This window comes from Dyella sp. LX-66, from assembly GCF_018599165.1.
In the GTDB taxonomy this organism is placed as follows: Bacteria; Pseudomonadota; Gammaproteobacteria; order Xanthomonadales; family Rhodanobacteraceae; genus Dyella_D; species Dyella_D marensis.
In genome coordinates, this window is sequence record NZ_JAHFVJ010000009.1 from 15,956 (window position 1) to 40,798 (window position 24,843).

Annotated in this window: 13 protein-coding genes and 1 riboswitch; of the genes, 5 read left to right on the forward strand and 8 right to left on the reverse strand. The window is 66.4% G+C overall.

Translation table 11 applies throughout. The features are described from left to right. Positions 1-15: 15 nt before the first annotated feature. The 3 genes from edd to zwf all read right to left on the reverse strand — a co-directional run bounded on the left by edd (position 16) and on the right by zwf (position 4,217). Positions 16-1,836 (reverse strand): phosphogluconate dehydratase, encoded by a 1,821-nt coding sequence (gene edd, locus KK141_RS16710; protein ID WP_214571121.1) that lies wholly within the window; start codon positions 1,834-1,836, stop codon positions 16-18. Between the two features lie 85 nt (positions 1,837-1,921). Then, the gene (gene pgl, locus KK141_RS16715) at positions 1,922-2,635 is read right to left on the reverse strand and encodes a 6-phosphogluconolactonase (protein ID WP_214571122.1); all 714 of its coding nucleotides are present in this window, start codon (positions 2,633-2,635) and stop codon (positions 1,922-1,924) included. Positions 2,636-2,747: 112 nt separating this feature from the next. Next, on the reverse strand, positions 2,748-4,217 hold the full coding sequence (zwf, locus tag KK141_RS16720; RefSeq protein ID WP_214571123.1) for a glucose-6-phosphate dehydrogenase: 1,470 nt from the start codon (positions 4,215-4,217) through the stop codon (positions 2,748-2,750). 221 nt (positions 4,218-4,438) lie between these two features. Here zwf and KK141_RS16725 point away from each other — a divergent pair, with 221 nt between their 5' ends. Continuing rightward, complete coding sequence (locus tag KK141_RS16725; protein ID WP_167253761.1) at positions 4,439-5,191, forward strand: GntR family transcriptional regulator; 753 nt, start codon at positions 4,439-4,441, stop codon at positions 5,189-5,191. A 63-nt stretch (positions 5,192-5,254) separates the two neighbouring features. Here KK141_RS16725 and KK141_RS16730 read toward each other — a convergent pair whose 3' ends face one another. Together KK141_RS16730 and KK141_RS16735 are read right to left on the reverse strand one after the other, a co-directional pair. Further along, on the reverse strand, positions 5,255-5,659 hold the full coding sequence (locus tag KK141_RS16730; RefSeq protein ID WP_214571124.1) for a DUF6289 family protein: 405 nt from the start codon (positions 5,657-5,659) through the stop codon (positions 5,255-5,257). 43 nt (positions 5,660-5,702) lie between these two features. After that, on the reverse strand, positions 5,703-8,732 hold the full coding sequence (locus KK141_RS16735; RefSeq protein ID WP_214571125.1) for a TonB-dependent receptor: 3,030 nt from the start codon (positions 8,730-8,732) through the stop codon (positions 5,703-5,705). On the opposite strand from KK141_RS16735, the gene KK141_RS16740 reads away from it, so the two are divergent. After that, positions 8,732-9,082 carry a hypothetical protein gene (locus tag KK141_RS16740; RefSeq protein WP_214571126.1) on the forward strand — a complete coding sequence of 117 codons (351 nt, stop codon included), beginning with the start codon at positions 8,732-8,734 and terminating at the stop codon, positions 9,080-9,082. The genes KK141_RS16735 and KK141_RS16740 overlap by 1 nt on opposite strands. Before the next feature lie 57 nt (positions 9,083-9,139). Here the strand turns inward: KK141_RS16740 and KK141_RS16745 are convergent, their stop codons facing one another. Then, on the reverse strand, positions 9,140-12,172 hold the full coding sequence (locus KK141_RS16745) for a TonB-dependent receptor (RefSeq protein WP_214571127.1): 3,033 nt from the start codon (positions 12,170-12,172) through the stop codon (positions 9,140-9,142). A gap of 442 nt (positions 12,173-12,614) precedes the next feature. Further along, positions 12,615-12,841: riboswitch (cobalamin riboswitch) on the forward strand. Positions 12,842-12,972: 131 nt separating this feature from the next. On the opposite strand from KK141_RS16745, the gene KK141_RS16750 reads away from it, so the two are divergent. The 3 genes from KK141_RS16750 to KK141_RS16760 all read left to right on the forward strand — a co-directional run bounded on the left by KK141_RS16750 (position 12,973) and on the right by KK141_RS16760 (position 22,006). Continuing rightward, entirely contained in the window at positions 12,973-14,856 is a 1,884-nt protein-coding gene (locus KK141_RS16750) for a TonB-dependent receptor (RefSeq protein WP_214571128.1), read from the forward strand. Between the two features lie 142 nt (positions 14,857-14,998). Further along, a complete protein-coding gene (locus tag KK141_RS16755; RefSeq protein ID WP_214571129.1) occupies positions 14,999-18,154 on the forward strand; it encodes an efflux RND transporter permease subunit in 3,156 nt (1,051 codons plus the stop codon). 693 nt (positions 18,155-18,847) lie between these two features. After that, entirely contained in the window at positions 18,848-22,006 is a 3,159-nt protein-coding gene (locus KK141_RS16760; RefSeq protein ID WP_214571130.1) for an efflux RND transporter permease subunit, read from the forward strand. 55 nt (positions 22,007-22,061) lie between these two features. Here KK141_RS16760 and KK141_RS16765 read toward each other — a convergent pair whose 3' ends face one another. Both KK141_RS16765 and KK141_RS16770 read right to left on the reverse strand, forming a co-directional pair. Then, positions 22,062-22,496 (reverse strand): DUF3617 family protein, encoded by a 435-nt coding sequence (locus KK141_RS16765; RefSeq protein ID WP_214571131.1) that lies wholly within the window; start codon positions 22,494-22,496, stop codon positions 22,062-22,064. Between the two features lie 105 nt (positions 22,497-22,601). Continuing rightward, positions 22,602-24,650 (reverse strand): alkaline phosphatase family protein, encoded by a 2,049-nt coding sequence (locus tag KK141_RS16770; protein ID WP_214571132.1) that lies wholly within the window; start codon positions 24,648-24,650, stop codon positions 22,602-22,604. Positions 24,651-24,843: the final 193 nt, after the last annotated feature.

Consider the following 24,843-nt stretch of genomic DNA (forward strand, 5'->3'; position numbering starts at 1 on the left):
TCCTGGGAAGAAAGGTCAGAGCACGCCGGCGCCGAGATCGGCCTCGGCCGCGGCCTGGCGGAACAGGCCGAACAGTTCGCGGCCCATGCCGCTATGGTGCGGCGAGAGATCCGCGGTAGCCGGCGCGCGGCTGGCAAATTCAGACGCATCCACCAGCACGTCGAGCGTGCCGCGGGTGGCGTCGAGGCGGATCAGGTCGCCGTCGCGGATCTTCGCGATCGGCCCCTGCGCCTGCGCTTCCGGCGTGACGTGGATGGCCGCCGGCACGCGGCCGGAAGCACCCGACATGCGGCCGTCGGTAAGCAGGGCGATGCGGTAGCCGCGGTCCTGCAGCACGGCCAGCGTGGGAGTGAGCTTGTGCAGCTCGGGCATGCCGATCGCACGCGGGCCCTGGAAGCGCACCACCGCGATGAAGTCGCGATTGAGTTCGCCACGCTCGAAAGCCTTGCGCACGTCGTCCTGGTCGTGGAACACGATGGCCGGCGCCTCGATCACCTGGCGGTCGTCCGGCACCGACGACACCTTGATCACCGCGCGGCCGAGATTGCCGGCGAGCATGCGCAGGCCGCCGTCGGCGCGGAACGGCTCGGCGATGCCGCGCAGCACGCCGCGGTTGCCGCTTTCCTTCGCCACCGGAGTCCACTGCACGGCACCGGCGCCATCGAGCGACGGCACCTGCGTATAACCGTCCAGGCCGGTGCCGAACACCGTGCGCACATCCGCATGCAGCAGGCCCGCGCTCAGCAGCTGGTCGATCAGGAAGCCCATGCCGCCGGCTTCGTGGAACTGGTTCACGTCGGCATAGCCGTTCGGATACACGCGCGCCAGCAGCGGCACTACCGAGGACAGCGCGTCGAAATCGTCCCAGCGCAGTTGGATGCCCGCCGCGCGCGCCATCGCCACCAGGTGCAGCAGATGGTTGGTGGAACCGCCGGTCGCATGCAGGCCGACCACGCCGTTGATGATGGCGCGCTCGTCCACGACATGGCCGATCGGCAGGTGCTGCTCGCCCTTCGCGCTCAGCGCGGCGACGCGGCGCACCGCTTCGGCGGTGAGCGCGTCGCGCAGCGGCGTGTCCGGCGCGACGAAGCTGGAGCCCGGCAGGTGCAGGCCCATGATCTCCATCAGCATCTGGTTGGAGTTGGCGGTGCCGTAGAAGGTGCAGGTGCCCGGCGCGTGGTATGCGGCGGCTTCCGCTTCCAGCAGCTCGGCGCGGTTGGCCTTGCCCTCGGCATAGGCCTGGCGCACCTTGGATTTCTGCTCGTTAGTGATGCCGCTGGGCATCGGGCCGCCTGGCACGAAGATGCCGGGCAGGTGGCCGAAGCTCAGCGCGCCGATCAGCAGGCCGGGCACGATCTTGTCGCAGATCCCCAGGTACAGCGTGCCGTCGAACATGTCGTGCGACAGCGACACCGCCGTGGCCATCGCGATCAGGTCACGCGAGAACAGCGACAGCTCCATGCCGGCGCGGCCTTGCGTGACGCCGTCGCACATCGCCGGCACGCCGCCGGCCACCTGCGCGGTGATGCCGGCTTCGCGCGCCACCTGACGGATGAATTCCGGGTAGCGCTCGTACGGCTGATGCGCCGACAGCATGTCGTTGTACGAAGTGACGATGCCGAGGTTCGGCGCATGGCCTTCGCGCAGCGCGGCCTTGTCGTCCGTACCGCAGGCGGCGAAGCCGTGCGCGAGGTTGCCGCACGAGAGCCGCTCGCGGTGCGTGCCGCCGGTGCCGGCCGCGTCGATGCGCGCGAGGTAGGCGGCGCGCGTGTCGCGGCTGCGTTCGCGCAGGCGTTCGGTGACTTCGGCAAGGACGGGATGCAGTGGCGTGCTCATGCGATGGCTTTCGATCGGAGAAGAGGGGGAGAAGCGGGAAACGGGCGTTGAGGGTCGCCCGTTTCCCACTCCTGGCGTCCGGTGCTCAAGGGCACCAGTACACGGCAACCGGCACGCGCGTCTGGGTCAGCACGCTGCGTACCGGGTAATCCTTGCCGGCGCCCAGGCCGAGGCGGGCATCGGCGAGCAGCTGGCGCTTGGTGTCGCCTTCGATGTGCAGATACAGCGCCTGCGTGTCGAGCAGCGCGGGCAAGGTGAAGGTGATGCGCGGCTCGCCGGCGCCGCTGGCGCGCATCGGCAGCACCTGCGCGGTGCCGGCCAGATCCAGCGCTTCGGCAAGGCGGTCGCCGCCGGGGAAGAACGAAGCGGTATGGCCGTCCGTGCCCATGCCGAGGATCACCGCGTCGAACGGAAACGGCAGCGCGGCGATGCGCGCGCGCACCGCGGCGACGCCGGCTTCGGGCGTGGGCATGTCGGTATACAGCGGCACGAAGTGCGCGGCCGAGGCGGCGTGCTGCAGCAGGTCGGCCTTCACCATGCGCGCGTTGGAGCGCTCGTGGCTTTCCGGCACCCAGCGTTCGTCGACCAGGGTGACCTGTACTTTCGACCAGTCCAGTTCCGCGCGTGCCAGCTGGCGGAAGAAGTGCACCGGCGTGCTGCCGCCGGACACCGCGAGCAGCGCCTGGCCGCGCGCGGCGATGCCGGCGCGCAGGCGTTCGGCGATGCGTTCGGCCAGCGCGCGGGCCAGCGCGTGGCAGTCGGTGAAGCTGTGCGTGGTGACGTCGGTGTGCTCGGGCATGGCGGCGGGAGGAAGCGGTGGGCGCGCGGGCGCCGGCGGGGGTTATCGAGTGTAGGTGGGGGCGTGCAACGCGACGGTGAAGCCAGGCCGCACCGTCGCGCGTGGTGCTGCCTTACTCGCTGTCTTCGTTCCAGGTGCGGCCGTCGCGCTCGATCAGCGCCACCGCCGCGCTCGGACCCCAGGTGCCGGCGGTGTACGGACGCGGCGACTCGCCGCTCGCACCCCAGGCATCCAGGATGGGGCCGGCCCAGTGCCATGCGGCCTCGACCTCGTCGCGGCGCATGAACAAGGTGGGGTTGCCGCGCACCACGTCCAGCAGCAGCCGTTCGTAAGCATCCGGCTGCGATACGCCGAAGGCTTCGGCGAAGCTCATGTCCAGCGGCACGTGGCGCAGGCGCAGGCCGCCGGGGCCGGGGTGCTTGATGGTGAGCCACAGCTTCACGCCTTCGTCCGGCTGCAGGCGCAGCACCAGGCGGTTCTGCGTGAGCGGGCCGGCCGAGGCGTCGAAGATCGAATGCGGCACCGACTTGAACACCACCACGATCTCGGACACGCGCTCCGGCAGGCGCTTGCCCGTGCGCAGGTAGAACGGCACGCCGGCCCAGCGCCAGTTTTCGATCTCGGTCTTCAAGGCCACGAAGGTTTCGGTATGCGACTTCGACCCGGCGCCGAGTTCTTCCAGATAGCCCGGCACGCTCTGCCCTTCGGCGGCGCCGGCGCGGTACTGGCCGCGCACGGTGTACTGGGCGGCGTTGGATTCGTCGATGGGCCGGAGCGAGCGCAGCACCTTGAGCTTCTCGTCGCGCACGGCGTCGGGCGACAGCGAGGACGGCGGCTCCATCGCCACCATGCACAGCAGCTGCAGGATGTGGTTCTGCACCATGTCGCGCAGCGCGCCGGCGCGGTCGTAGTACGCGCCGCGGGTGCCGACGCCGAGCGTTTCGGCCACGGTGATCTGCACGTGGTCGATATGGCCGGCATTCCACAGCGGCTCGAACAGGGCGTTGCCGAAGCGCAGCGCCAGCAGGTTCTGCACCGTTTCCTTGCCGAGGTAATGGTCGATGCGGTAGGTCTGCGACTCGTCGAAGATGCGGCCGACCGCGTCGTTGATCTGGTTGGCGCTGGCCAGATCGCGGCCGATCGGCTTCTCCAGCACCACGCGCGACTTGCCGCGGTTGAGGCCGTATTCGCCCAGGCGGTTGCAGATGTCGACGAAAAGCTCGGGCGAGGTCGAGAGATAGAACACCCGCACGTGCTCGGGCTGTTCGCCGATCAGGGCGGCGAACGCGTCCCAGCCTTCGTCCTTGCGCGCGTCGAGCGAGCGGTAGGCGACCTGCTTGAGGAAGGCGTCGACCTGGTCCTTGGCACCGCCGGCTTCGAGCAGCACCTTGCGCAGGTTGGCGCGGTAGCCGTCGTCGTCAAGCCCTTCGCGGGCGATGCCGATCACGCGGCTGCCGGCGGGGATCTGGCCGTCGAGGAAGCGATGGAACAGGGCGGGCAGCAGCTTGCGCAAGGCAAGGTCGCCGGTGCCGCCGAAGATCACCAGGTCGAAAGCGTCGACCAGGGGGGGAGAAGCCGTCACTGCAGTCACCTCAGGGATAGGGCGTGGACGGAGGCCGGCGTTTTCATCCGGCCCGTTCGGTGCATCCTAACGTACCAGTCAAATACCAGACAACACCACTTCGTGCGGACCGCTAGGCAGCGGCCTTCCGGACCTGGCTGGAGGCCAAGTGGTAACCCCTGCAAGGCCCGGTTTCAAGGCGCGCTTGTGGAATTGGTATGGTCATTGGTATGTTGGCCGCCATGGAAACCGCCCTGGTCAACGAATACTTCCGCCTGAGCCGCGACGCGGCCACCCACCAGCCACTGGCTTATCTGCGGCTGCGCCGGGCCATTCGCAATGTGGTGGAGCACCGCGACATCGAGCCCGGGCAGGCCCTGCCCAGCGAGCGCGATCTGTCGCGTGCGCTCAGCCTGTCGCGCGTGACCGTGCGCAAGGCCATCGCCGGCCTGGTCGAGGAAGGCATTCTTACCCAGCGCCATGGCGCGGGCACCTTCGTGGCCGAGCGCATCATCAAGCCGATGTCGCGCCTGACCAGCTTTACCGAAGACCTGCGCGCACGCGGCCTGAATCCGCGTTCGGAGTTCTTCGAGCGCGGCATCGGCGAAGTGACGCCCGAGGAATCGATGGCGATGAACCTCTCGCCCGGCGTGCAGGTCGCCCGCCTGCACCGCGTGCGCTATGCGCGCGAGGAGCCGCTGGCGATCGAGCGCACCGTAGTGCCGGCCAGCGTGCTGCCGGATCCGCTGATCGTGCACGACTCCTTATACGAAGTGCTGGAAAGCCTGGGCTGCCGCCCGCGCCGCGCCCTGCAGCGCCTGCGCGCGGTATCGCTGGGTGCGCAGCAGGCACGCCTGCTGCACGTGCCGACCGGCAGCGCGGGACTGAATATCGAGCGGCGCAGCTTTCTCGACGACGGGCGCGTGGTGGAGTTCACCGTGTCCTGGTACCGCGGCGACATCTACGATTTCGTCGCCGAGTTGCATACGGACTGACCGGCGAAAAAAATGGCGCCAGGATCCTGGCGCCACGGAAAGGTCAATCATGGACAAGTTGGATTACGGATACGGAATGCCGTAATCCCATCCGATCCAGCGCGTAGCCTCGATGCTCGGACAGTCCGCCTGCCAATACTTCAGACAGGCCTCGGAGATCGTCATATTGGTTGCCGCCGAGGTTGTTACAGTAATCGACGTATCGCCAGGGAGAACCTGGCATCCGTTTGCGTCGCAGTAGTAGATCGGTGTACCGCAACCCTCGTAAGCCGTCACCGTATATGCCGAACTTTGAACTCCGGCCTTGGCACGGGTGTTGTCGCAATTGAGGATGCTCTCTCCAATCACTTTTCCTTGCGCGTCGAGGTAAAGCACGTTGCTGGCCTTGGTTGTCGCAGCCTCGATCGAGGCTGCGTAGGAAAAACCAACCAGAACTGCCATCAGAACTGCGACTTTGCGCTTGACCATAACCAATCTTCTCCTTGAGGTTGGGCCTGCTTTCTTCGCTTGCTTACAGCGAGAAGTCGTAGCGCACGCCGAACTGGAAGTAGCGCGGCTGCTGGAACGCCACCGGACGCAGATAGTCGATGCTGCGCACCGGCTTGCCGGTGGTGCTGCTGATCGAGCTCTCGCCCACTTCGATCACCGCCAGCTCTTCGTTCTTCGAGAACACGTTGAACACGTTGGCGGTGAAGGCCAGTGGCTGGTTCTCGCCCGCCCAGGTCGGACGGTACTCGGCGTTGAGGTCCAGCGACCACGTCCACGGCAGGCGGCCCTTCGAACCGCGCGCGCTGGGTTCGAAATTGCACTCGAAGTACGAGGCGCCGTAGTGGATCGCGTCGACCGGGTCGAAGCCGATGCAGTTCTTCGGACGGCCCGAGGCCACCGCGAGGTTGGCGCCGAACAGCCATTCCTTGGTGGCCTGGAAATAGCCGTACGCCTTCAGCTGGTGCTTGCGGTCGTTCGGCAGCGGGCCATTGGTGAACTGCATGATTTCCGGCGCGTCCCAGTCCTGCGTCACCGACGGGTCGAGCTGGCCGATGTCGGACTTGAGCTGGCCTTCCGAATTGCCGTAGCTGCGCGAGAAGGTGTAGTCGACGCGGCCATACCACTGGTCGCTGAACTGGTGTTCCAGGTACAGGTCCAGCGAGTAGTACTTGCGCTTCAGGTCCGGGAACGACACGCCGGCCGGCGTGGTGAAGTCTTCCTTGGTCAGCTTGAACGGCACGAAGTTGCCCTGGCCGGTGGTGTCCACCAGGAAGGTGTTGGACTCGCCCGGGTTGAACAGGTAGCAGCCGGCGATGCGCGCGTTGCTGATGTCGATGTTGTTGCGCGCGGCGTACTTCTCGAACGGACGCGAATCGCAGAAGTCGTCGATCGAGCTCTTCAGCTTGCGCAGGGTGGCCTTGGCGCCGAAGGTCCAGTTCGCGCCGAGCGTCTTGTCGAAGCCCAGGATGTACTCGTCCTGGTAGTAGGCCTTGAGCTTCTGCGCGGCGACGCTGCGGGTGTCGGGCGTGGTGCCGTCCTCGCCGTTCAAGTAGCTGCGCGAGCCGAGCTGGGTCAGGCCGGTGGGTTCGCCGTTCGGGCCGACCCCGCTGTAGGTGTAGTACTCGCTGTAGTAGTTGGACGCCGAGGCGCCGCGGATGGCCACGTTCGACGGGATCGCCAGGTGGTAGCGGCCCGCGTTGGCGTACACCTTGAAGCTGGAGTCGCCGAACACGTCCCAGGTCAGGCCCAGGCGCGGCGCCAGCTGGTGGCGCTGCTTGACGTAGACCTGGCCGGAGCCGTTGAGGTTCTTGAACTGCTCGTTGCGCAGGCCGACATAGGCCAGCCAGCGGTCGTTGACCTGCCAGCGGTCTTCGATGAACTGCGCTTCCTGCTCCACCTTCACGCTGGCGCCGGTCTGGAACAGGCGCTTCTCGGCCACATACTGGGTGCCGGGCGGCGGCACGATGTCGGGACGGCCGGTGACCGGGCCGGCATTGCGGTAGACCCAGCGGTAGCCGCCTTCATAGACGTTGCCGGCGGTGGATTCGAGCGTCTGGTTGTCCACGCCCGCGCGCAGGTCGTGGTCGCCCAGGCGGTATTCCACGTCCAGGCGCCAGCCGTGCGTCTTGTCCTGCGCGCCCTTGCCCAGCACGGTGCCGTTGACCAGGCCGCAGCCGGTGATCGGCGCGCCGACGCCGGAGCCCTGGCGCGAATCGAGGATCCACGGGCAGTTCGGGTTGGAGGCATAGCCGAGGTCGCGCACGTGCTCGGTCTTGCTGCGGCCGTACAGCGCGTTCACCGTCAGGCTGTCGGTGATGTAGCCGGTGTACTTGCCGATGTAGACGTCGCCGCCCGGCTGCGAGCCCGGGCCGGAATCGAAGTTCTTGGTCTTGTCCGAACCCAGATAGTCGGTGGCGCGGAAGGTCTTGTAGTCGTAGCGGTAGACCTGGCGATCGATATTGGTCTTGTCCGACAGGCCGGTCAGTTCGAGCAGGTGGTTGTCGGTGATGTTCCAGTCGACCTTGGCCAGCCACTTGGTGGCCTTGCTGACGTCGTTGGTCTGCTGCGGCGTGGTGATCGGCAGCACGGTGCGGCCGGTGGTACGGGTGAAGTCGCCGGCGGCGTACAGGAACAGCTTGTCCTTGATCAGCGGACCGCTGATGTAGCCGGTGTACTGCTCGGACGAAGTCTTGTTGTCGGCGCGGTACTGGTACAGCTGGCCGTTCTCGCGATAGATGCTGCGCGGCGAATCGCGGAAGTACTGCGGGATGACATACATGCCGACGCCACCCTTCCAGGTGTTGCCGCCGCGCTTGGTCACCACGTTGATCACGCCGCCGGTGGAGCGGCCGTACTCGGCGCCGTAGCCGCCGGTGTAGATCTGCTGCTGGTCGATCGCGTCGTACGGCAGGCTGGTGAAGCCCAGGCCGGTCAGCGCGTTGGTCACGGCGTAGCCGTTGATGTAGTACTGGTTCTCCGACGCGGACGAACCGCCGAACGAAGCCACGTTGCCGTAGCGCGAGTCGCCCGACACCACGCCCGGCGCCAGCAGCGCGGCCGCGGTGACGTTGCGCGCCAGCGGCAGCTTCTGCAGCTGCTCGGAGGTAAGCACGGTGCGCGAGTCCACCGCCGATACGTCGATCGCCGGCAGCGCATTGCCGATCACCTGGATGCCTTCCAGCGTCTGCGCATTGCCGGACGCGGCGGTGGCGGCGCCGGTGAACGAGACGTCCACGCCGCCGCCGAGCGCGACCTGCACGTTGTCGCGGCTCTCCAGCGTCTTGCCGTCCTTCTGCACGCTGACCTTGTAGCGGCCGACCGGCAGCGAGGCGGCGCGGTAGCGGCCGTCGGCGTCCACCCCGATGTCGCGGGCGAAGCCGGTGTCCAGGTTTTCGATATGGATGGTGCTGCCGGCTTCGGCCGAGCGGCCGAAGATGACGCCGGAGGCGTTGGACTGGGCCATCGCCGTGCCGGCGAGGCTCATGCCCAGCGCGAGGGCGAGGGCGGTACGGCGGCACACCGCCGCGTAACGCGGTTGGCGGAACGTCTGCATTGGTTGATCTCCCCGAGAAATCCAGTAAGGACGGGCGAAAAGTTCGCCCCAAAGCGTCGCGGGAAATCGCGGCAGGTCCCTTCGAAAGCGGATCGGCGGAAAGCGGCAGGCGACCCCTCGCCTGGCGCGCTTCGCAACTTCTCGCGGGTCGCTCGCCGACCTTAGAGGGGGGTCGGAAAGGGAGTCAACAAAAAACTAAGGTTTTTTCCTACGCCCGCCGGGGGGTTCACCGAATTTTCAACTTATTGAATGCGTTGAAGTTCGAAAAATCGCCCGGCAAGAAAAAACGTGAACATCTGCTTAACGTCCAGGTCTTTGCTGCATCGCATAAAAAAATGCCGCCGGGTTAAATCCGGCGGCAACAAGGGGAGATCGCGCCGGGGTCGTCCCCGGCGCTCGTTGCTTGTTTACAGCGAGAAGTCGTAGCGAGCGCCGAAGCGGACCGTGCGCGGCGCGGTGTAGCTCAGGATGCGCCCGTAGGTGCCGCTGCGCGCACCGCTGCCCAGCTGGTAGGTCTCGATCCGGTTCTGCGCCTTCTGCTGGTTGAAGACGTTGAAGACGTCCATCGAGAAGGCCAGCTTGTGGTCGGCCCAGGCCGGACGCCATTCGCCGCTGAGGTTCAGCGTGTACGTCCACGGCATGTTGCCCTGGCTGCCGCGCGGCGCGACGTGACCATTGCAATAAAAGTACGACGAGCCGTACTGGTAGGGATCGGTCGGCGGGATGCCCTGGCAGTTCTTCGGGCGGCCCGAGGCGATCAGCAGGGTGCTGCCGATCAGCCACTCCGGCGTCATCTGGTAGAAGCCGTAGGCCTTCACCTGGTGGCGGCGATCGTTCGGCAGGTTGCCGCTGGAGCCGATCATCAGTTCGGGGAAATCCCACGCCTGGGTCACCGACGGATCCTGCTGGCCGATGTCCGAGAGCAGCAGGCCTTCGGAATTGCCGAAGTTGTGCGACCACACGTACTCGATCTTGCCGTACCACTTCTGGTCGAACTGATGCTCCAGGTAGAGGTTCAGCGCGAGGTACTTGCGCTTCAGGTCCGGATAGCCGAGTTCTTCCTTCGACAGCGTGATGTTCTTGAGCGTGCCGGCGCCATCGTGGTCGATGGTGAAGGTGGCGCCGCGGCCGGGATTGAACAGCAGGCAGGGCGCGCCGTTGGTTTCCCACCCGGTGAAGGCCGGATTGGTGATCGGCGTGCCGGCGGCGGCTTCGTGCGCGAGGAACGGACGGGCATCGCAGAAGTCGTCGATGATGCTCTTCAGGTTGCGGTAGATCGCCTTGGCGCCGACGGTGTAGTTCGGCGCGATCTCCTTGTCGAAGCCCAGGATGTACTCGTCCTGGTAGTAGGCGCTGATGCCCTTCTTGGCCAGCGTCACCGGGTTCGGCGCCTGGCCGTTGGCGCCGTTGGCGAAGAACACCGAGCTGATCGGCGTCGGGTTGATCGGCGCATTCGTCACCGGGTCGACGCCGGTATAGACGAAGTACTGGTTCTCGAAGCGCTGCGGGCCAGCGCCGCGGATGGCGACGTTCGAAGGCACCGCCAGATGGTAGCGGCCGGCGTTCGCGTAGATCTTGAAGGTGGAATCGCCGTTGACGTCCCAGGTCACGCCCAGGCGCGGCGCGAGCTGGTGGCGCTGCTTCAGGAACACCACGCCGTCGGTGTTGAAGTTCTTGAACTGCTCGTTGCGCAGGCCCATGTAGGCGAGCCAGCGGTCGCTGATCTGCCAGTGGTCTTCGATGTACTGCGCCTGCTGTTCGACCTTCACCTTACCGGCGGCGCTGAAGATGGTGCGCTGGGCCACTTCGGTCGCGCCGGGCGGGATATTCATGCCCGGTACGGTGGAGAAGTCATCGGTGGCGTTGAAGTAGGTCCACAGCGCGCCGCCCTGCGTGGCGAGGCCGGAGAAGGATTCCAGGGTCTGGTTGTCCAGACCGCCGCGCAGCGTATGCGAGCCAAGGTGGTATTCGATATCGAAGCGCCAGGCGTGGGTCTTGTCGTTCGCACCCGGCACGCGCAGGTTGCCGCCCACCGGCGCGCAGCTGATGCGGCTGGGAGTGCTGCGGTTGTCGGTGATGTTCGGGCACACCACGCCGGCGGCACCGGTCACGCTGTCGACGTGATCGGCCGTGCTGCGGCCGTACAGCGCGTTGATGGTCAGGCTGTCGGTGATGTAGCCGGTGTACTTGCCGACGTAGACCTGGCCGCCGGGCGTCGAATTGGCGGTGCCCTGGTTCTTCTGGTGCTCGGTGCCCTTGAGGGTGCCCTGCACGCCGGTGTTGTAGTTGTAGTTGTAGATCACCGTATCCTGGATGGCGTCTTCGCCGAGGCCGGTGAACTCCAGGATGTGGCTGTCGGTGATGTTCCAGTCCACCTTCGCGATCCAGCGCGTGATGTGGTTGCTGTCGTCGGTGGTGCGCGTGCTATTGCCGTTGGTGCCGTTGTTGGTGCCGTACTGCACGCGGCCGGTGTTCTTGGTGAATTCGCCGCTGCCGTAGAAGAACAGCTTGTCCTTGATCAGCGGGCCGCCGACGTAGGCGCCGACCTGCGTCTGGGTCAGCTTCTCGTTGGGACGGAACAGCACCTTGCCGTCGGTGACGCGGCCGCTGCCCACCGGGTAGTAGATGTAGCGCTGGGAGGCGGCCAGCTTGGCCGGGCTCCACAGCAGTTCGGCGCCGGCCTTCCAGGTATTGGTGCCGCGCTTGGTGATGATGTTCACCACGCCGCCGGTGGAACGGCCATATTCAGCGCCGTAGCCGCCGGTGAACACCTGCTCCTGGTCGATCGCGTCGAACGGCAGGCTGGTGAAGCCCAGGCCGGTGAGCGCATTGGTGACCGGGAAACCGTTGATGTAGTACTGGTTCTCGGCGGCGGATGCGCCGCCCATCGAGATGGCGTTGCCGTAGCGGCTGTCGCTGTTGGTGCTGCCCGGCGCGAGCAGCGCCGCCGCATTGACGTTATTGAGGATCGGCAGCTTCTGCAGTTGCTCGGAGGTCAGCACAGTGCGCGAGTCGACCGACGAAACGTCGATCGCCGGCAGCGCATTGGCGACCACCTGGATGCCTTCGAGGTTCTTGGCACCCGTCGCTGCGGCAGCGGCGGCGGTGAACGAAATCTCGGTACCGGTGCTGACCACCACTTGCACGTTGTCGCGCGTGTTGAGGGTCTGACCGTCCTTCTGCAGGCTCACGCGATAGCGGCCGACCGGCAGCGATGCGGCGCGGTAGCGGCCGCTCGAATCCAGGCCGATGTCGCGCGTCAGGCCGGTATCGACGTTTTCGATATGGACGGTGGCGCCGGCGTCGTCGGCGCGGCCGAAGATGGTGCCCGATGCGTTGGACTGCGCCATCGCCACACCGGCAAGGCTCATGCTCAAGGCAACGGCGAGGGTGGTCTTGCGCCACAGCGGCGCACGACCAGCGTGCTGGAACTTGATCATCTACGTTCTCCCCATGATGGCCTTTGCGGCCGACAGGCGCAGTGCGCCGAATTGCCAATCGCAGGAAAACGTGCCGGCAGATGTCGCAAGACCGGACCCGCACCGAGAGAACTTCCCCAAGCCCTCGAGTGCTACACGCAAGTTCCAGCGATTCGCCGGCGGAACATAAGCGTGCGAATTAGCGCCCGTCAACAAAATATTTACGCTCGCCTGAGTTTGTAATACATCATTTGCAACAGCTACTTAGGCAGCAAAACGCAATATTTCTCGAAACTTGCAGAGAGCTTACGCAAAGCTTGCTGGATGACTATTCAGCCGTCCAAATGCAAGAGTGATTTCGTTCGAAGCGCGTGCTGGGGAAACGATGCGACGAACGCAAAAACCTGAGGCCCATCGCACCCAGCGCCCGGGCGCTGCGTTGCCAGGCCCTGGCCCCTCCCGTTAAAGTTGCGTTCGTTCGGGTGTCCCAAAGCCACGCTGCCAAGGGATGAAACGGGAAGCCGGTGCGCCTTCGCGGCAAGGCCGGCGCTGCCCCCGCAACGGTAAGCGAGCAGTTCTGCTTCCAGCGATACGCCACTGCGCTCCCACGAGTGCGGGAAGGCCGCCGGAGGATCGCGCGGCGACGCGCACTCGCAAGCCCGGAGACCGGCCCGAATATCTTTCCTGGTGGCTCGCGGAGGGCGCAGCCGGACCACGTGCCGGTGCCGTTTGCCTGCCGTCGTTTGCGCTACTTCCTCCGTCATGCCGCCAGCTCGTCATCGATGGGCCGTGCGCGAGGCGCGGCCGAGGAAAACGTTGCAATGAAGAAGACCCTGCTGGCCACCGTCCTGCTGTCCTGCGTCGCCGCGGCCCATGCCGCCGACCAGAACGACGCCGGGCAGCTCCCCACCGTGGTAGTGACCGCCACCCGCACCGCCACCCCGATCGACGAGACGCTGGCGCCGGTCACCGTGCTGACCCGCGCCGACATCGAGCGCCTGCAGCCGCAGTCCGTGCAGGATCTGCTGTCCGGCCTGCCGGGCGTGGCCTTCGGCAATGCCGGCGGCCTGGGCCAGCAGACTTCGCTGTTCATGCGCGGCACCAATTCCTCGCACACGCTGGTGCTGGTCGACGGCGTGCGCATCGGCACGGTGGGCGCGGGTATTCCGGCTTTCGAGCAGCTGCCGGTGGAACAGATCGAGCGCATCGAGATCGTGCGCGGCCCGCGTTCCAGCCTGTATGGCTCGGACGCGATCGGCGGCGTGATCCAGATCTTCACCCGCCACGGCCAGCCCGACGAAGCGCTGACGCCGTCGGTCACGGTGGGCGTGGGCAGCCACCGCCTCGCCGACGGCCAGTTCGGCCTGTCCGGCGGTTCGCGCAATGCCTGGTTCAACGCCAGCGTCGGCGGCCAGTACACCCGCGGCATCAATGCCTGCCGCGCGGCGGCGGCTGGCGTGGGCGGCTGCTTCACCAATGAGCCGGACAACGATGGCTACCGCACCTACAACGGCGCGCTCAGCGGCGGCTACCGCTGGGACGGCGGCACTGAACTGACCGCCAGCGTGCTCAAGAGCAAGGGCGACATCGAATACGACGGCGACTTCCAGAACTACACCCGCCGCTCGCAGCAGGTGGCCGGCGCCAACCTGCGCTTCGCCGTGCTCGACGCGTGGAAGATGAGCCTGAGCGCCGGCCAGAACATCGACCGCGCCGACAACTATCTCAACCGCGCGGACCTCGGCGCCGACATGGCGCCCGCCGGCCATCTGTACTCGCGCCGCAACCAGGCCAGCTGGCAGAACGACGTGACACTCGCGCCGGGCCAGCTGCTCAGCGCCGGCGTGGACTTCCAGCAGGAGCACGCGGACAGCGACACCGCCTACCTGCGCACCAAGCGCAACAACACCGGCGTGTTCGCGCTGTACCAGGGCCAGTTCGGGCCGCACGAGATCCAACTGTCGGCGCGCCACGACCACAACGAGCAGTTCGGCAACCACAACACCGGTTCGGCCGCCTACGGTTACGGCTTCGAGAACGGCCTGAAGTTCACCGCCTCCTACGGCACGGCTTTCCACGCGCCGACCTTCAACGACCTGTACTTCCCGCCGTCGTTCGGTTTCGCCACCGCCAATCCCAACTTGAAACCGGAGAAGTCGCGCACGGCGGAGATCGGCCTGTCGGCGCGTCCGGGCGTGTGGAACTGGGCGGTGAATGCCTACCAGACCAAGGTGGACGACCTGATCGGCTACGACGCTTTCTTCGTGCCGATCAACGTCAGCCAGGCGCGCATCCGCGGCATCGAAGGCCAGGCCGGCGCCGACGTCGACGGCTGGCACCTGCGCGGCTACCTCACCTTCCAGAAGGCGGAGAACCGCGGCGAGGACGATCCCAACCGCGGCAACCTGCTGGCGCGCCGTCCGGAACGCATCGCCCGCCTCGACCTGGACCGCGACCTCGGTGGCACCTTCAGCATCGGCGGCACGGTGAATGCCGAGGGCTACCGCTACGACGACGCGGCCAACCTGCAGCGCCTGGGCGGCTACACCACGGTGGACCTGCGCGCGAGCTGGCATTTCCAGCCGGGCTGGACCCTGCAGGGCCGCGTGGCCAACGTGTTCGACCACCGCTACGAGACCGTGCGCTTCTACAACCAGCTGGGCCGCACCGCCTACCTGACGCTGCGCTACAGCCCGGCGCACTGACCGCGGCAAGCACGGGTTGGGGTGGCCTCACCCCAACCTGTGGCCTATGCGCGCTACACACTTCAGGCACATCCCAAGCATGTGCCCCCCGGCATAAAGTCCCGCCTGCGGAGCGCCGCAGGAGGCGCCGCCCGGGGAATACGTGAATATCTTCGCTCCAATGATCCGCCGCCCGGTGGGCACTTCGCTGCTTGCACTGGGCCTGGCGCTGGCCGGCATCTGGACCTACATCCTGATCGGCGTGGCCGCGCTGCCGGCGCTGGAATTCCCCGGCATGTCGGTCTATGCGGAAGTGCCCGGCGCCAGCGCGCAGACCATGGCGTCCACCGTGGCCGCGCCGCTGGAACGGCACCTGGGGCGTATTCCCGGCATCAAGGAGATGAGCTCGGAGAGCAATGACGGCTCCAGCTCGGTGATCCTGCTGTTCGAGCCGGGCAAGTCCACCGACAAGCTGGCGCGCGACGTGCAGGCGGCGATCAATGCCGCGCAGGTGGACCTGCCCTCGAGCATGACCATCCCGCCGCGCTACTTCAAATTCAACAATTCGCAGATGCCGGTGCTGCTGCTGTCGATGACCTCGACCACGCAGAGCCCCGACAAGCTGTTCGACATGGCCGACACGCTGATCAAGCCGGTGCTGTCGCAGGTGCCCGGCGTGGCGCAGGTGCGCATCATGGGCGGGCGGCCCAAGGCGGTGCGCGTCGAGCTCAACAACGCGCAGCTGGCGGCGATGGGCTTGTCCGGCAACGACGTGCGCAATGCGCTGCGCGCGGCCAACGTCACCTCGCCGCAGGGCATCCTGAGCGACGGCACCACGCAGATGACGGTGACCGCCACCGACGCCCTGCACGATCCCGAAGAATTCGGCCAGCTGCTGATCTCGGTGAAGAACGGCACGCCGGTGCGCCTGTCGGACGTGGCCAAGGTCTACAGCGGCCAGCAGGATGAATACCAGGCGGCCTGGTTCAACGGGCAGCGCTCGGTGACCATCCGCGTAAGCAAGCGCCCGGAAGCCAACGCCGTGGCCACCGCCGACGCGGTGCGCGCCAAGCTGCCGGAAATGCGCTCGTGGTTGCCGGCGGATCTCAAGATCACGCCGATCTTCGACCTCACCCAGACCACCCGCTCGGCCCTGCACGAGGTGGAGATCGCCCTGCTGCTGAGCATCCTGCTGGTGGCGCTGGTGATGCTGGTGTTCCTGCGCCGGCTGCGCCCGACCCTGATCGCCACCTTGAGCGTGCCGCTGTCGCTGGCCGGCGCGTTTATCGTGATGTGGTCGCTGGGCTATACGCTCAACACCTTGTCGCTGGTGGCGCTGGTGCTGTGCATCGGCTTCGTGGTGGACGACGCCATCGTGGTGATCGAGAACATCGTGCGCCACATGGAACACGGCGAGCAGGCGCTGCCGGCGGCGCTGCTGGGCGTGCGCGAGATCGGCTTCACGGTGATCTCGATCACCTTGTCGCTGGTGGCGGTGTTCGTGCCGCTGCTGTTCGGCAACAGCCAGTTCACCGTGATCATGCGCGAGTTCTCGGTGACGCTGACCGCCGCAGTGGTGATCTCGGCGGTGATCTCGCTCACCGTCACGCCGGCACTGTGCGGCTGGATGCTCAAGCAGGAAAGCGAGCAGCGCGAGCCGGGCCGGATCGAGCGCGCCGTGGAGCGCTTCGACCGCGGCATGCAGCGCGCCTACGAGCGCGCGCTGGACTGGGCCATGCATCACCGCCGCCTGATGCGCTGGCAGCCGCTGATCCTGCTGGCGCTGACCGTGGGCCTGGCCATGGCGGTGGTGAAGACCGCCGGCTTCAACTTCATGCCCAAGGAAGACATCGGCCTGATCCGCGCGATGGTGCGCGCGGACACCAATATCTCGCCCAGCCTGATGGCGCTGCGCGCGCAGAAGGCCGCGGAGATCATGCTGAAGGACCCGGCGGTGCTGGACGTCACCACCTTCCTCGGCGCCGACAATGCCGGCGGCGCGGTGGGCAACCAGTCAGTGATGTACGTCGACCTCAAGCCCAAGGGCAACGGCCCCGGCGAGCGCCCGGAACATATCGACAAGGTGGTCGAGCGCCTGCGCAAGCAGTACGAGCTGCTGCCTGACGTGCAGGTGTCGCTGAGTTCGCTGAGCTTCTTCAACGGCGGCGGCGGTGGCGGCGGCCAGGGTGCGGAGAGCTTCCAGCTGATCAGCGCCAGCACCATCGACCTGCAGCCCTGGGTCTACAAAGTGACCAAGCTGATGAAGGACCGCCCGCCGTTCCGCGACGTCAGCAGCGACTACGACAATATCGACAAGCAGCAGATGCTGAAGGTGGACCGCCAGGCCGCCGGCCGGCTCAACATCAGCATGGGCATGGTCGACACGGCGCTGTACAACGCCTTCGGCCAGAACCAGGTGTCGATCATCTATTCGGACATCAACCAGTACTGGGTGGTGCTCACCTCCAGCGCCGAGCACACGCTCACCCCGGGCACCCTGCTCAACACCTATGTGCGCAATGGCACCGGCGGCATGGTGCCGCTGTCGGCGGTGGCCAGGATCGAGCCGAACGTGACGCCTTCCATCGTCAACCACTACAACCAGATGGAAGCGGTGCAGATCTACTACAACCTGCCGCCGGACTTCCCGCGCGACAAGGGCATGCAGCTGATCGACCAGCTGGTGGCCGAGGCGCGCCTGCCGGCCGGCGTGAAGATCGGCTACACCGGCGAGAACGAGAACCTGCAGGAGAGCAAGGACAACTCCATGCTCCTGCTGCTGGGTTCGATCTTCGCCATGTATATCGTGCTGGGCATTCTGTACGAGAGCCTGGGCCAGCCGCTGACCATTCTTTCCACCTTGCCGGCGGCCGGCGCGGGCGCGTTCCTGGCCATGCTGGTGACGCAGACGCCGATGTCGCTGATCGGCGTGATCGCGATCCTGATGCTGATCGGCATCGTGAAGAAGAACGCGATCCTGATGGTGGATTTCGCCCTGGTGCGCGAGCGCGAATACGGCCTGCCGGCGCCGGAGGCGATCCGCGAGGCGGCGCTGGTGCGCTTCCGGCCGATCACGATGACGACCCTGGTGGCGATCGGTGCGGCGTTGCCGCTGGCGATCGGGTTCGGTATTGGCGCGGAGACGCGGCAGCCGCTGGGTGTGGCGATTGTGGGTGGGTTGTTGGTGTCGCAGTTGCTTACGTTGTTGAGTACGCCTGCCATTTATCTGTGGAATCACGATCGCAAGGAGCGCAAGGCGGCGCGGCGGGCGCGGCGCGAGGCGAAGCGCGCGCTCAAGGCGGCGGGGCAGGCGGCCTGACCTTTGCTCGTCATCCCGGCGTAGGCCGGGATCCAGTAACGGTATCGCTCGGTTGTTGCGCTGATGCTAGGTTGTCTCGCCTGTCGGCGAGTGTTTCGTGCCGCTGCCGCGGCCCGAGTTACTTTTTCTCTGCGTGCCCAGAGAAAAAGTAACCAAAAAGAGAGGGCACCCTGCTTGGCGCCCTCAGCAGCAAAGCTGCCGAGGGTCCGTGAGGGCTGGCCGGGCTTTTTGACAGGGCATCCATGCCCTGATCAAAAAGGCGAGGACTCCTGTCCTCGCCCCCTTCGGGGCCTTTTCGTCCAGCCCTCACCGCCGGCGCCAAGGGGACCCGGTGAATCAAGAGCAAGATCAAAAGCAAAAGCGCGCAAGCGGAACGCCGCGGCTGCGCCGCGAGCTCTTCGCTGGATTTTCGCGCCGCCCTGCATCCCCCTCTCCCTTCCGGGGAGAGGGTTGGGGTGAGGGGCCGCTCTAGCGACAACGTTTCTACGAAGCGCAGAAAAAAGCTCTTGAGCTCAAGAAGCCCCCTGCCTTTCGACACGGCCGGACTAAAGGCACATCCGCGCGTCACGGGTGGCGCGGTCTTATAGCCGATATGATTGCCCATGCCCCCGATGCCCGTCGCATCGGTACTCCCCGGTGCGCGCCGATTCGCCATGCAGGCTACGCGCAGCGCACCTCCGGTACGGAAGCCTTGTGAACATTTTTGCGCCGCTGATTCGTCGCCCCATCGGCACTTCGCTGCTCGCCATCGGGCTGGTGCTGGCCGGTTTCTGGGCCTATCTGCTGCTGGGCGTCGCGGCGCTGCCGACCATTGAGTTTCCCGGCGTGGTGGTGTTCGCGCAGATGCCGGGGGCCAATGCGCAGACCATGGCCAGTTCGGTGGTGGCGCCACTGGAGCGGCATCTGGGCCGGATCCCGGAGATCCGGCAGATGGTGTCGACCACCAACGACGGCGCCACGCAGATCCAGATCCTGTTCAATTTCGGCCGCAGCGCCGACAAGGCCGCGCGCGACGTGCAGGCGGCCATCAATGCCGCCCAGCCCGATCTGCCGTCGGGCATGCCCAGTCCGCCGCAGTACTTCAAGTTCGACACCTCGCAGATTCCGGTGCTGCTGGTCTCGCTCACCTCGACCAGCCTGCCGCCGGACAAGCTCTACGACCTCACCGACACCATGCTCAAGCCCGCCGTGGCCCAGGTGCCGGGCGTGGCCCAGGTGCAAGTGTTCGGCGGTACGCCGCATGCGGTGCGCGTGGCGCTGAACCCGGATGCGCTTGCCGCCAAGCAGCTCACCAGCGACGACGTCAGCAATGCGCTGATCGCGGCCAACGTCACCGCGCCGCAGGGCGTGCTGAGCAATGGCTGGACGCAGATGACGGTGCTGGCGAACGATTCGCTGCATACCGCCGACGAATTCGGCGCGCTGCTGATCGCCTCGCGCAAGGGCACGCCGGTGCGGCTGTCGGATGTCGCCACCATCACCAGCGGCCAGCAGGACGAGTTCCAGGCCGCCTGGTTCAACGGCGACCGCACGGTGGCCATGCAGATCAGCAAGCGCGCCGACGCCAATGCCGTGGCGACGGCCGATGCGATCCGCGCCAAGCTGCCGGAGTTCCAGCACCTGATGCCGGCGGACGTGAAGATCACCCCGATCTTCGACCTCACCCAGACCACCAAATCCGCACTGCACGAAGTGGAAGTGGCGCTGCTGCTCAGTATCGCCATGGTGGCGGTGGTGATGCTGATCTTCCTGCGCCGCATCGGCCCCACCCTGATCGCCATGCTCAGCGTGCCGCTGTCGCTGGCCGGCGCCTTCGTGCTGATGTGGGTGCTCGGCTACACCTTGAACACGCTGTCGCTGGTGGCGCTGGTGCTGTGCATCGGCTTCGTGGTCGACGATGCCATCGTGGTGATCGAGAACATCGTGCGCCATATGGAAGCCGGCGAGCGGCCGCTGCAGGCGGCGCTGATCGGCGTGCGCGAGATCGGCTTCACGGTGGTCTCGATCACCTTGTCGCTGGTGGCGGTGTTCGCGCCGATGCTGTTCGGCAATAACTTTTTCACCACCTTGATGAAAGAGTTCTCGGTGACGCTCACCGCGACGGTGGTGATCTCGGCCATCGTCTCGCTGACCCTGACGCCAGCGCTGTGCGGGCGCTATCTCTCACTCGAACATCCTGACGGCAAGCCCGCCTCCGCGCTGTCGCGCCTGGCCGAACGCTTCGACGGCTGGCTGCTGCACGTGTACGAGCGCTCGCTGGACTGGGCCATGCGCCATCGCGGCCTGATGCGCTGGCAGCCGCCGCTGCTGCTGTTGCTGACCGGCGTGCTGGCTTTCGCGGTGGCCAAGACCGCGGGCGGCGGCATCATGCCGGAAGAAGACATCGGCATGCTGCAGGCCAATTTCAATCTGGACGCCAATATCTCGCCGACCCTGCTGGCCGAGCGCGCGCAGAAGATGGGCGCGATCATGCTGAAGGATCCGGCGGTGCTGGACGTCACCACCATCCTTGGCGGCAACAACAACAACGGCGCGGTCGGCAACAGCATCACGCTGTTCGTGGATCTCAAGCCCCTGGGCAAGCAGCCCGGCCAGCGGCACGACCCGGTCAAGGACGTGATCAAGCGCCTGGATGCGCAGTACAAGGCCATCCCGGACATCACCGCCTCGCTGACCCCGCTGCAGTTTCTCGGCGGTGGCGGCGGGGGTGGTGGCGGCGGCGGGCAGTATCAGTTCCAGCTCAGCAGCGCCGACGGCACCGATCTGCAGGGCCCGACCCTCAAGCTGGCGCGCGTCATGCGCGGCCTGAAGGAATTCCGCGACGTCACCACCAACTTCGATGCCATCGGCAAGCAGCAGAAGCTGAAGGTGGACCGCGATGCGGCCGGCCGCCTGCTGCTGAGCGCGGCGTCGGTGGACACGGCCTTGTACAACGCGTTCGGACAGCGTCCGGTGTCGGTGATCTATTCGGACATCAACCAGTACTGGGTGGTGCTTACCTCGGCGGCGCAGTCGATCAGCCCGGACACGCTGCTCAACACCTATGTGCGCAATACGCAGGGCAAGATGATCCCGCTATCGGCGGTGGCCAAGATCGAGCCGAACATCGCGCCGCTGGAGATCCGCCACTACAACCAGCTGGAATCGTCGTCGATCAGCTACAACCTCGCCGATGGCGTATCGCAGGTGGAAGGGCTGCGCCGTGTCGACGACGCCATGGCCGCGGCCGGCCTGCCGTCTGGCGTGCAGAAAAAGTACAGCGGCAACAACCAGCAGCTGATGGAAGCGCTGACCAATGGCCTGTTCATCTTCTTCGCGGTGATCATGGCCATGTATATCGTGCTGGGCATCCTCTACGAGAGCCTGGTGCATCCGCTGACCATTCTTTCCACCTTGCCGGCGGCGGGCATGGGTGCGTTCCTGGCCATGCTGGTCACGCATACCCAGCTGACCATGATGTCGGTGATCGCGATCCTGATGCTGATCGGCATCGTGAAGAAGAACGCGATCCTGATGGTGGACTTCGCCCTGGTCGCCGAACGCGAACACGGCCGCTCGCCGCCGGAGGCGATCCGCGAAGCGGCCCTGGTGCGCTTCCGTCCGATCACCATGACCACCCTGGTGGCGATGGGCGCGGCGCTGCCGCTGGCGATCGGCTTCGGCGCGGGTTCGGAGATGCGCCAGCCGCTGGGCGTGGCGATCCTGGGCGGTCTGTTCGTGTCGCAGCTGCTGACCTTGCTCAGCACGCCGGCGATCTACCTGCGCGTCTACGACCGCAAGGCGCGCAAGGACGCGCGGCGCGCGCGGCGGCAGGCGAAGCGTGCGTTGAAGGCGGCCAGCCAAGGCGCCTGAAAGAACGCGTAGGTTGGGGTGAGCGCAGCGAACCCCAACATTCGCGACCTGTCGATCAATCCTTGGGGCTGGTGCAGGCGGCGTAGCGCCGGCCTTCTACGCGCTGCAGCGGTTCGGCGCCTTCGGCACTCAGCGTGGCGGTGTAATGCTCGGGCGAATCGAACACGACCCGGCCATGCAGCGCGGGCGGCGCATGGCACTGCACCTGCCAGTCCAGCGAAGTGCGGCTGCGGTGTTCGTCGCTGCGCTGGCAGCTCGCCTCCGGCGGCGGCAGCGCGAACGATGCCCACGGATCGGCATCCTCATCGACGCAATGCCAGGCCACGGTTTCATGCGGTGTGCCCTTGGCATGCGTGACGATCTTCCACAAGCCCGGCATCGCCTGGAAATCGCCGGCGTCGGCGTGCGCGTGCGGCGCCAGCACGGACGACAGCAGTACTACGGTAAGCGCGGCGCGGACGAAGCGCGCCAGCTGATAAGCCACTTGCATCGGTAAGCCCTGCCCGGTGATCCATGCTGGCCGGCGCCACCTCCCTGTGGCACCGGCGCGGAGGCGCCATGGCCCCATGGCCACGGCGCGGTGACTGAGCGACCGTCAGTCCTGCAGGTCGTCGTTGTCGTCGCCGTCGGCGTCATGCCGCGCGTAGCGGCCGAAGTCGAACATGTCCATCAGATTGCCCAGCGCCGGCGCATTCACCGGCACGTACGGATTGCCCGGACGCGCGCGCGGGTTCGGCAGGTTGTCGCGGCCGCGCGGCGAGATGGTCTCGTGCAGGCCCCAGTTGGCTTCGACGAATTTGTCGAAGGAGACATGGTCGTAATAGGTGTGGACCACGCGGCCGCCGGTGGAGTAGCGCGAGATCACCAGCATCGGGATGCGCGTGCCGTCGCCGAAGAAGTCGATCGGCTGGATATAACCGGAATCCCAATAGCCGCCGCCTTCGTCGAAGGTGACCACGATGGCGGTGTCCTTCCACACCTCGGGATTGGCCTTGGCCATGTCCACGATCTTCTTCACATAGCCTTCGAACAGGCCGAGCTTGGACGACGCCGGATGGCCGTCGAGGATGCCGTCGGGCTTGGCGATTGCCACCGCGGGCAAGGTGTTGTTCTGGATGTCGCGATACAGGTCGTTGATGTCCTGGTTGTTCGCGCGCAGCTTGGGATCGGTCATCACCTGCGTGGAGTACAGGAACGGATCGCAGATATTGCAGAAGGTGCCGGCCTCGCCGTTCTCCTTGCCGTCGCCCCAGCCTTCGCCGTAGTACTTCCAGCTCACGTGATGGCGGCTGAGCAGCAGGGCCAGATTCTCCTGCCGCGTCGGCGGGATGGTGAACTGGTCGGCGCCCAGCGGCGCGGGCGTGCCGTCGCCCATGTAGCCGGGGTTGTAGTTGTTGACCAGGTAATAAGCGTCGCGCTTGCAGTCGCCGCCGCGGAAGCTGCGGTACGGCAGGCTGCGCAGGTAGTCCTTTACCGAGGCCACGCCCGGCTGGCTTTCGTCCGCGCAGTTCACGTAGGAACCACCGCCGTAGCCGTCCTGCGTGTACCAGTTGTCGGTGCCCGGCATCGGATCGGGGTTCTCGATCTGATTGCCCGGCGGCGTGGCCGGACGGCCCTGCGCATCGGCGTAATAGATCAGGCTGGCGTAGCCGAGCATGATGTGGTTCGCGCCGGTACCGCCCATCACCGACTGATGGAAGTTGTCGCTGAGCGCATAGTCGCGCGCCAGCTCGTTGAAGTACGGCGCGTCGCCCTTGGCCATGTTAAGGAACTGCATGGCGGTGGAGCCTTCGCCGGTGGTCTGCTCGTCGAAGTTGGCCGGACGCGGCGCGCCGTTGCTGCCGGCGCCGAAGCTGGTTTCCACCCACGGGAACAGGTCGTTGCGGCAGCCGCTCGGGTTGCTGCGCGTGGCGGCGCCGGCCGAGCAGTCGAGCTGCTGCCACATCTGGAAGAAGCGGTGCACGGGGCTGTTGGCGTAGTCGTCGTAGCTGAGCGAGGCGCTCATGTCGACGGGCGCGTTCGGCAACTGCGTGGGAAAGCGCGTATCGACCACGTGCCCCGGCAGGCCGGTGCCGCCGCTGGCGAGCTGGCCGTACTCGCCCGCGGGCAGGCCGGGCTCCACCGCTTCGGCCTGCGCGGCGGAAGCGAAGTAGGGCTGGGTCGGCGCGCCGCCGGTGTTCATCGCCGGCAGCATGGCGTAGGGCGTGGTGTGCGTGGGCGCGACAGCGAACTTGCCGGTGTCGGTGGCCTGCCACTGCTTGGCCAGGGCCACGTTCGGGCCCGGCGTGCCGTCGGCGTTGACGATGCCTTCGGACAGCAGGTTGTGCACGCTCTGGCCCTTGGGCGGCGTGTAGGTGGCGTAGACGTGGTCGAAGGTGCGGTTCTCGCCGATCAGCAGGATCACGTGCTTGACCGGCGTGCGCGTGCGGTCGCTGCGGTCGCCCGGCTCGCCCGGACGGTGCAGCGTGACGATGCCGCCCGGTACGCCCGGACGCGGGCTGGTGCCGGCGCCGGGAATGCCATGGCGGAACGCGGCATCCTGCTCGGCGTTAGTGGTTTGCGCACCCGCCGCGCCGGCCAGGACGGTGGCGAGCGCAGCGGTGAGGAACGGCAGGTAACGCGGACAGCCGTGAAGCTTGGGCATGACTTTGGACTCCTGCAACGCGAAGGCTGCAACGTGGTCCCCCTGATGCGGCCGCGTGCCGTGGAATGACGCGGCCGGCGCGGAGCATGGTCTTCGCCCATGACGTTGCGTTGGCAGCGAAGCGACAGCGATGGCGGCGCAGATGACAGCGCCGCGACAGGCGCAAAGGCTTGCGATAGCGCAAAAACCAGCG

Excerpts from the sequence above, each read along its gene's own strand:
- edd (WP_214571121.1), bottom strand. The coding sequence starts at position 1,836 with ATGAGCACGCCACTGCATCCCGTCCTTGCCGAAGTCACCGAACGCCTG.
- pgl (WP_214571122.1), bottom strand. The coding sequence starts at position 2,635 with ATGCCCGAGCACACCGACGTCACCACGCACAGCTTCACCGACTGCCAC.
- KK141_RS16725 (WP_167253761.1), top strand. The coding sequence starts at position 4,439 with ATGGAAACCGCCCTGGTCAACGAATACTTCCGCCTGAGCCGCGACGCG.
- KK141_RS16730 (WP_214571124.1), bottom strand. The coding sequence starts at position 5,659 with ATGGTCAAGCGCAAAGTCGCAGTTCTGATGGCAGTTCTGGTTGGTTTT.
- KK141_RS16735 (WP_214571125.1), bottom strand. The coding sequence starts at position 8,732 with ATGCAGACGTTCCGCCAACCGCGTTACGCGGCGGTGTGCCGCCGTACC.
- KK141_RS16745 (WP_214571127.1), bottom strand. The coding sequence starts at position 12,172 with ATGATCAAGTTCCAGCACGCTGGTCGTGCGCCGCTGTGGCGCAAGACC.
- KK141_RS16750 (WP_214571128.1), top strand. The coding sequence starts at position 12,973 with ATGAAGAAGACCCTGCTGGCCACCGTCCTGCTGTCCTGCGTCGCCGCG.
- KK141_RS16765 (WP_214571131.1), bottom strand. The coding sequence starts at position 22,496 with ATGCAAGTGGCTTATCAGCTGGCGCGCTTCGTCCGCGCCGCGCTTACC.
- KK141_RS16770 (WP_214571132.1), bottom strand. The coding sequence starts at position 24,650 with ATGCCCAAGCTTCACGGCTGTCCGCGTTACCTGCCGTTCCTCACCGCT.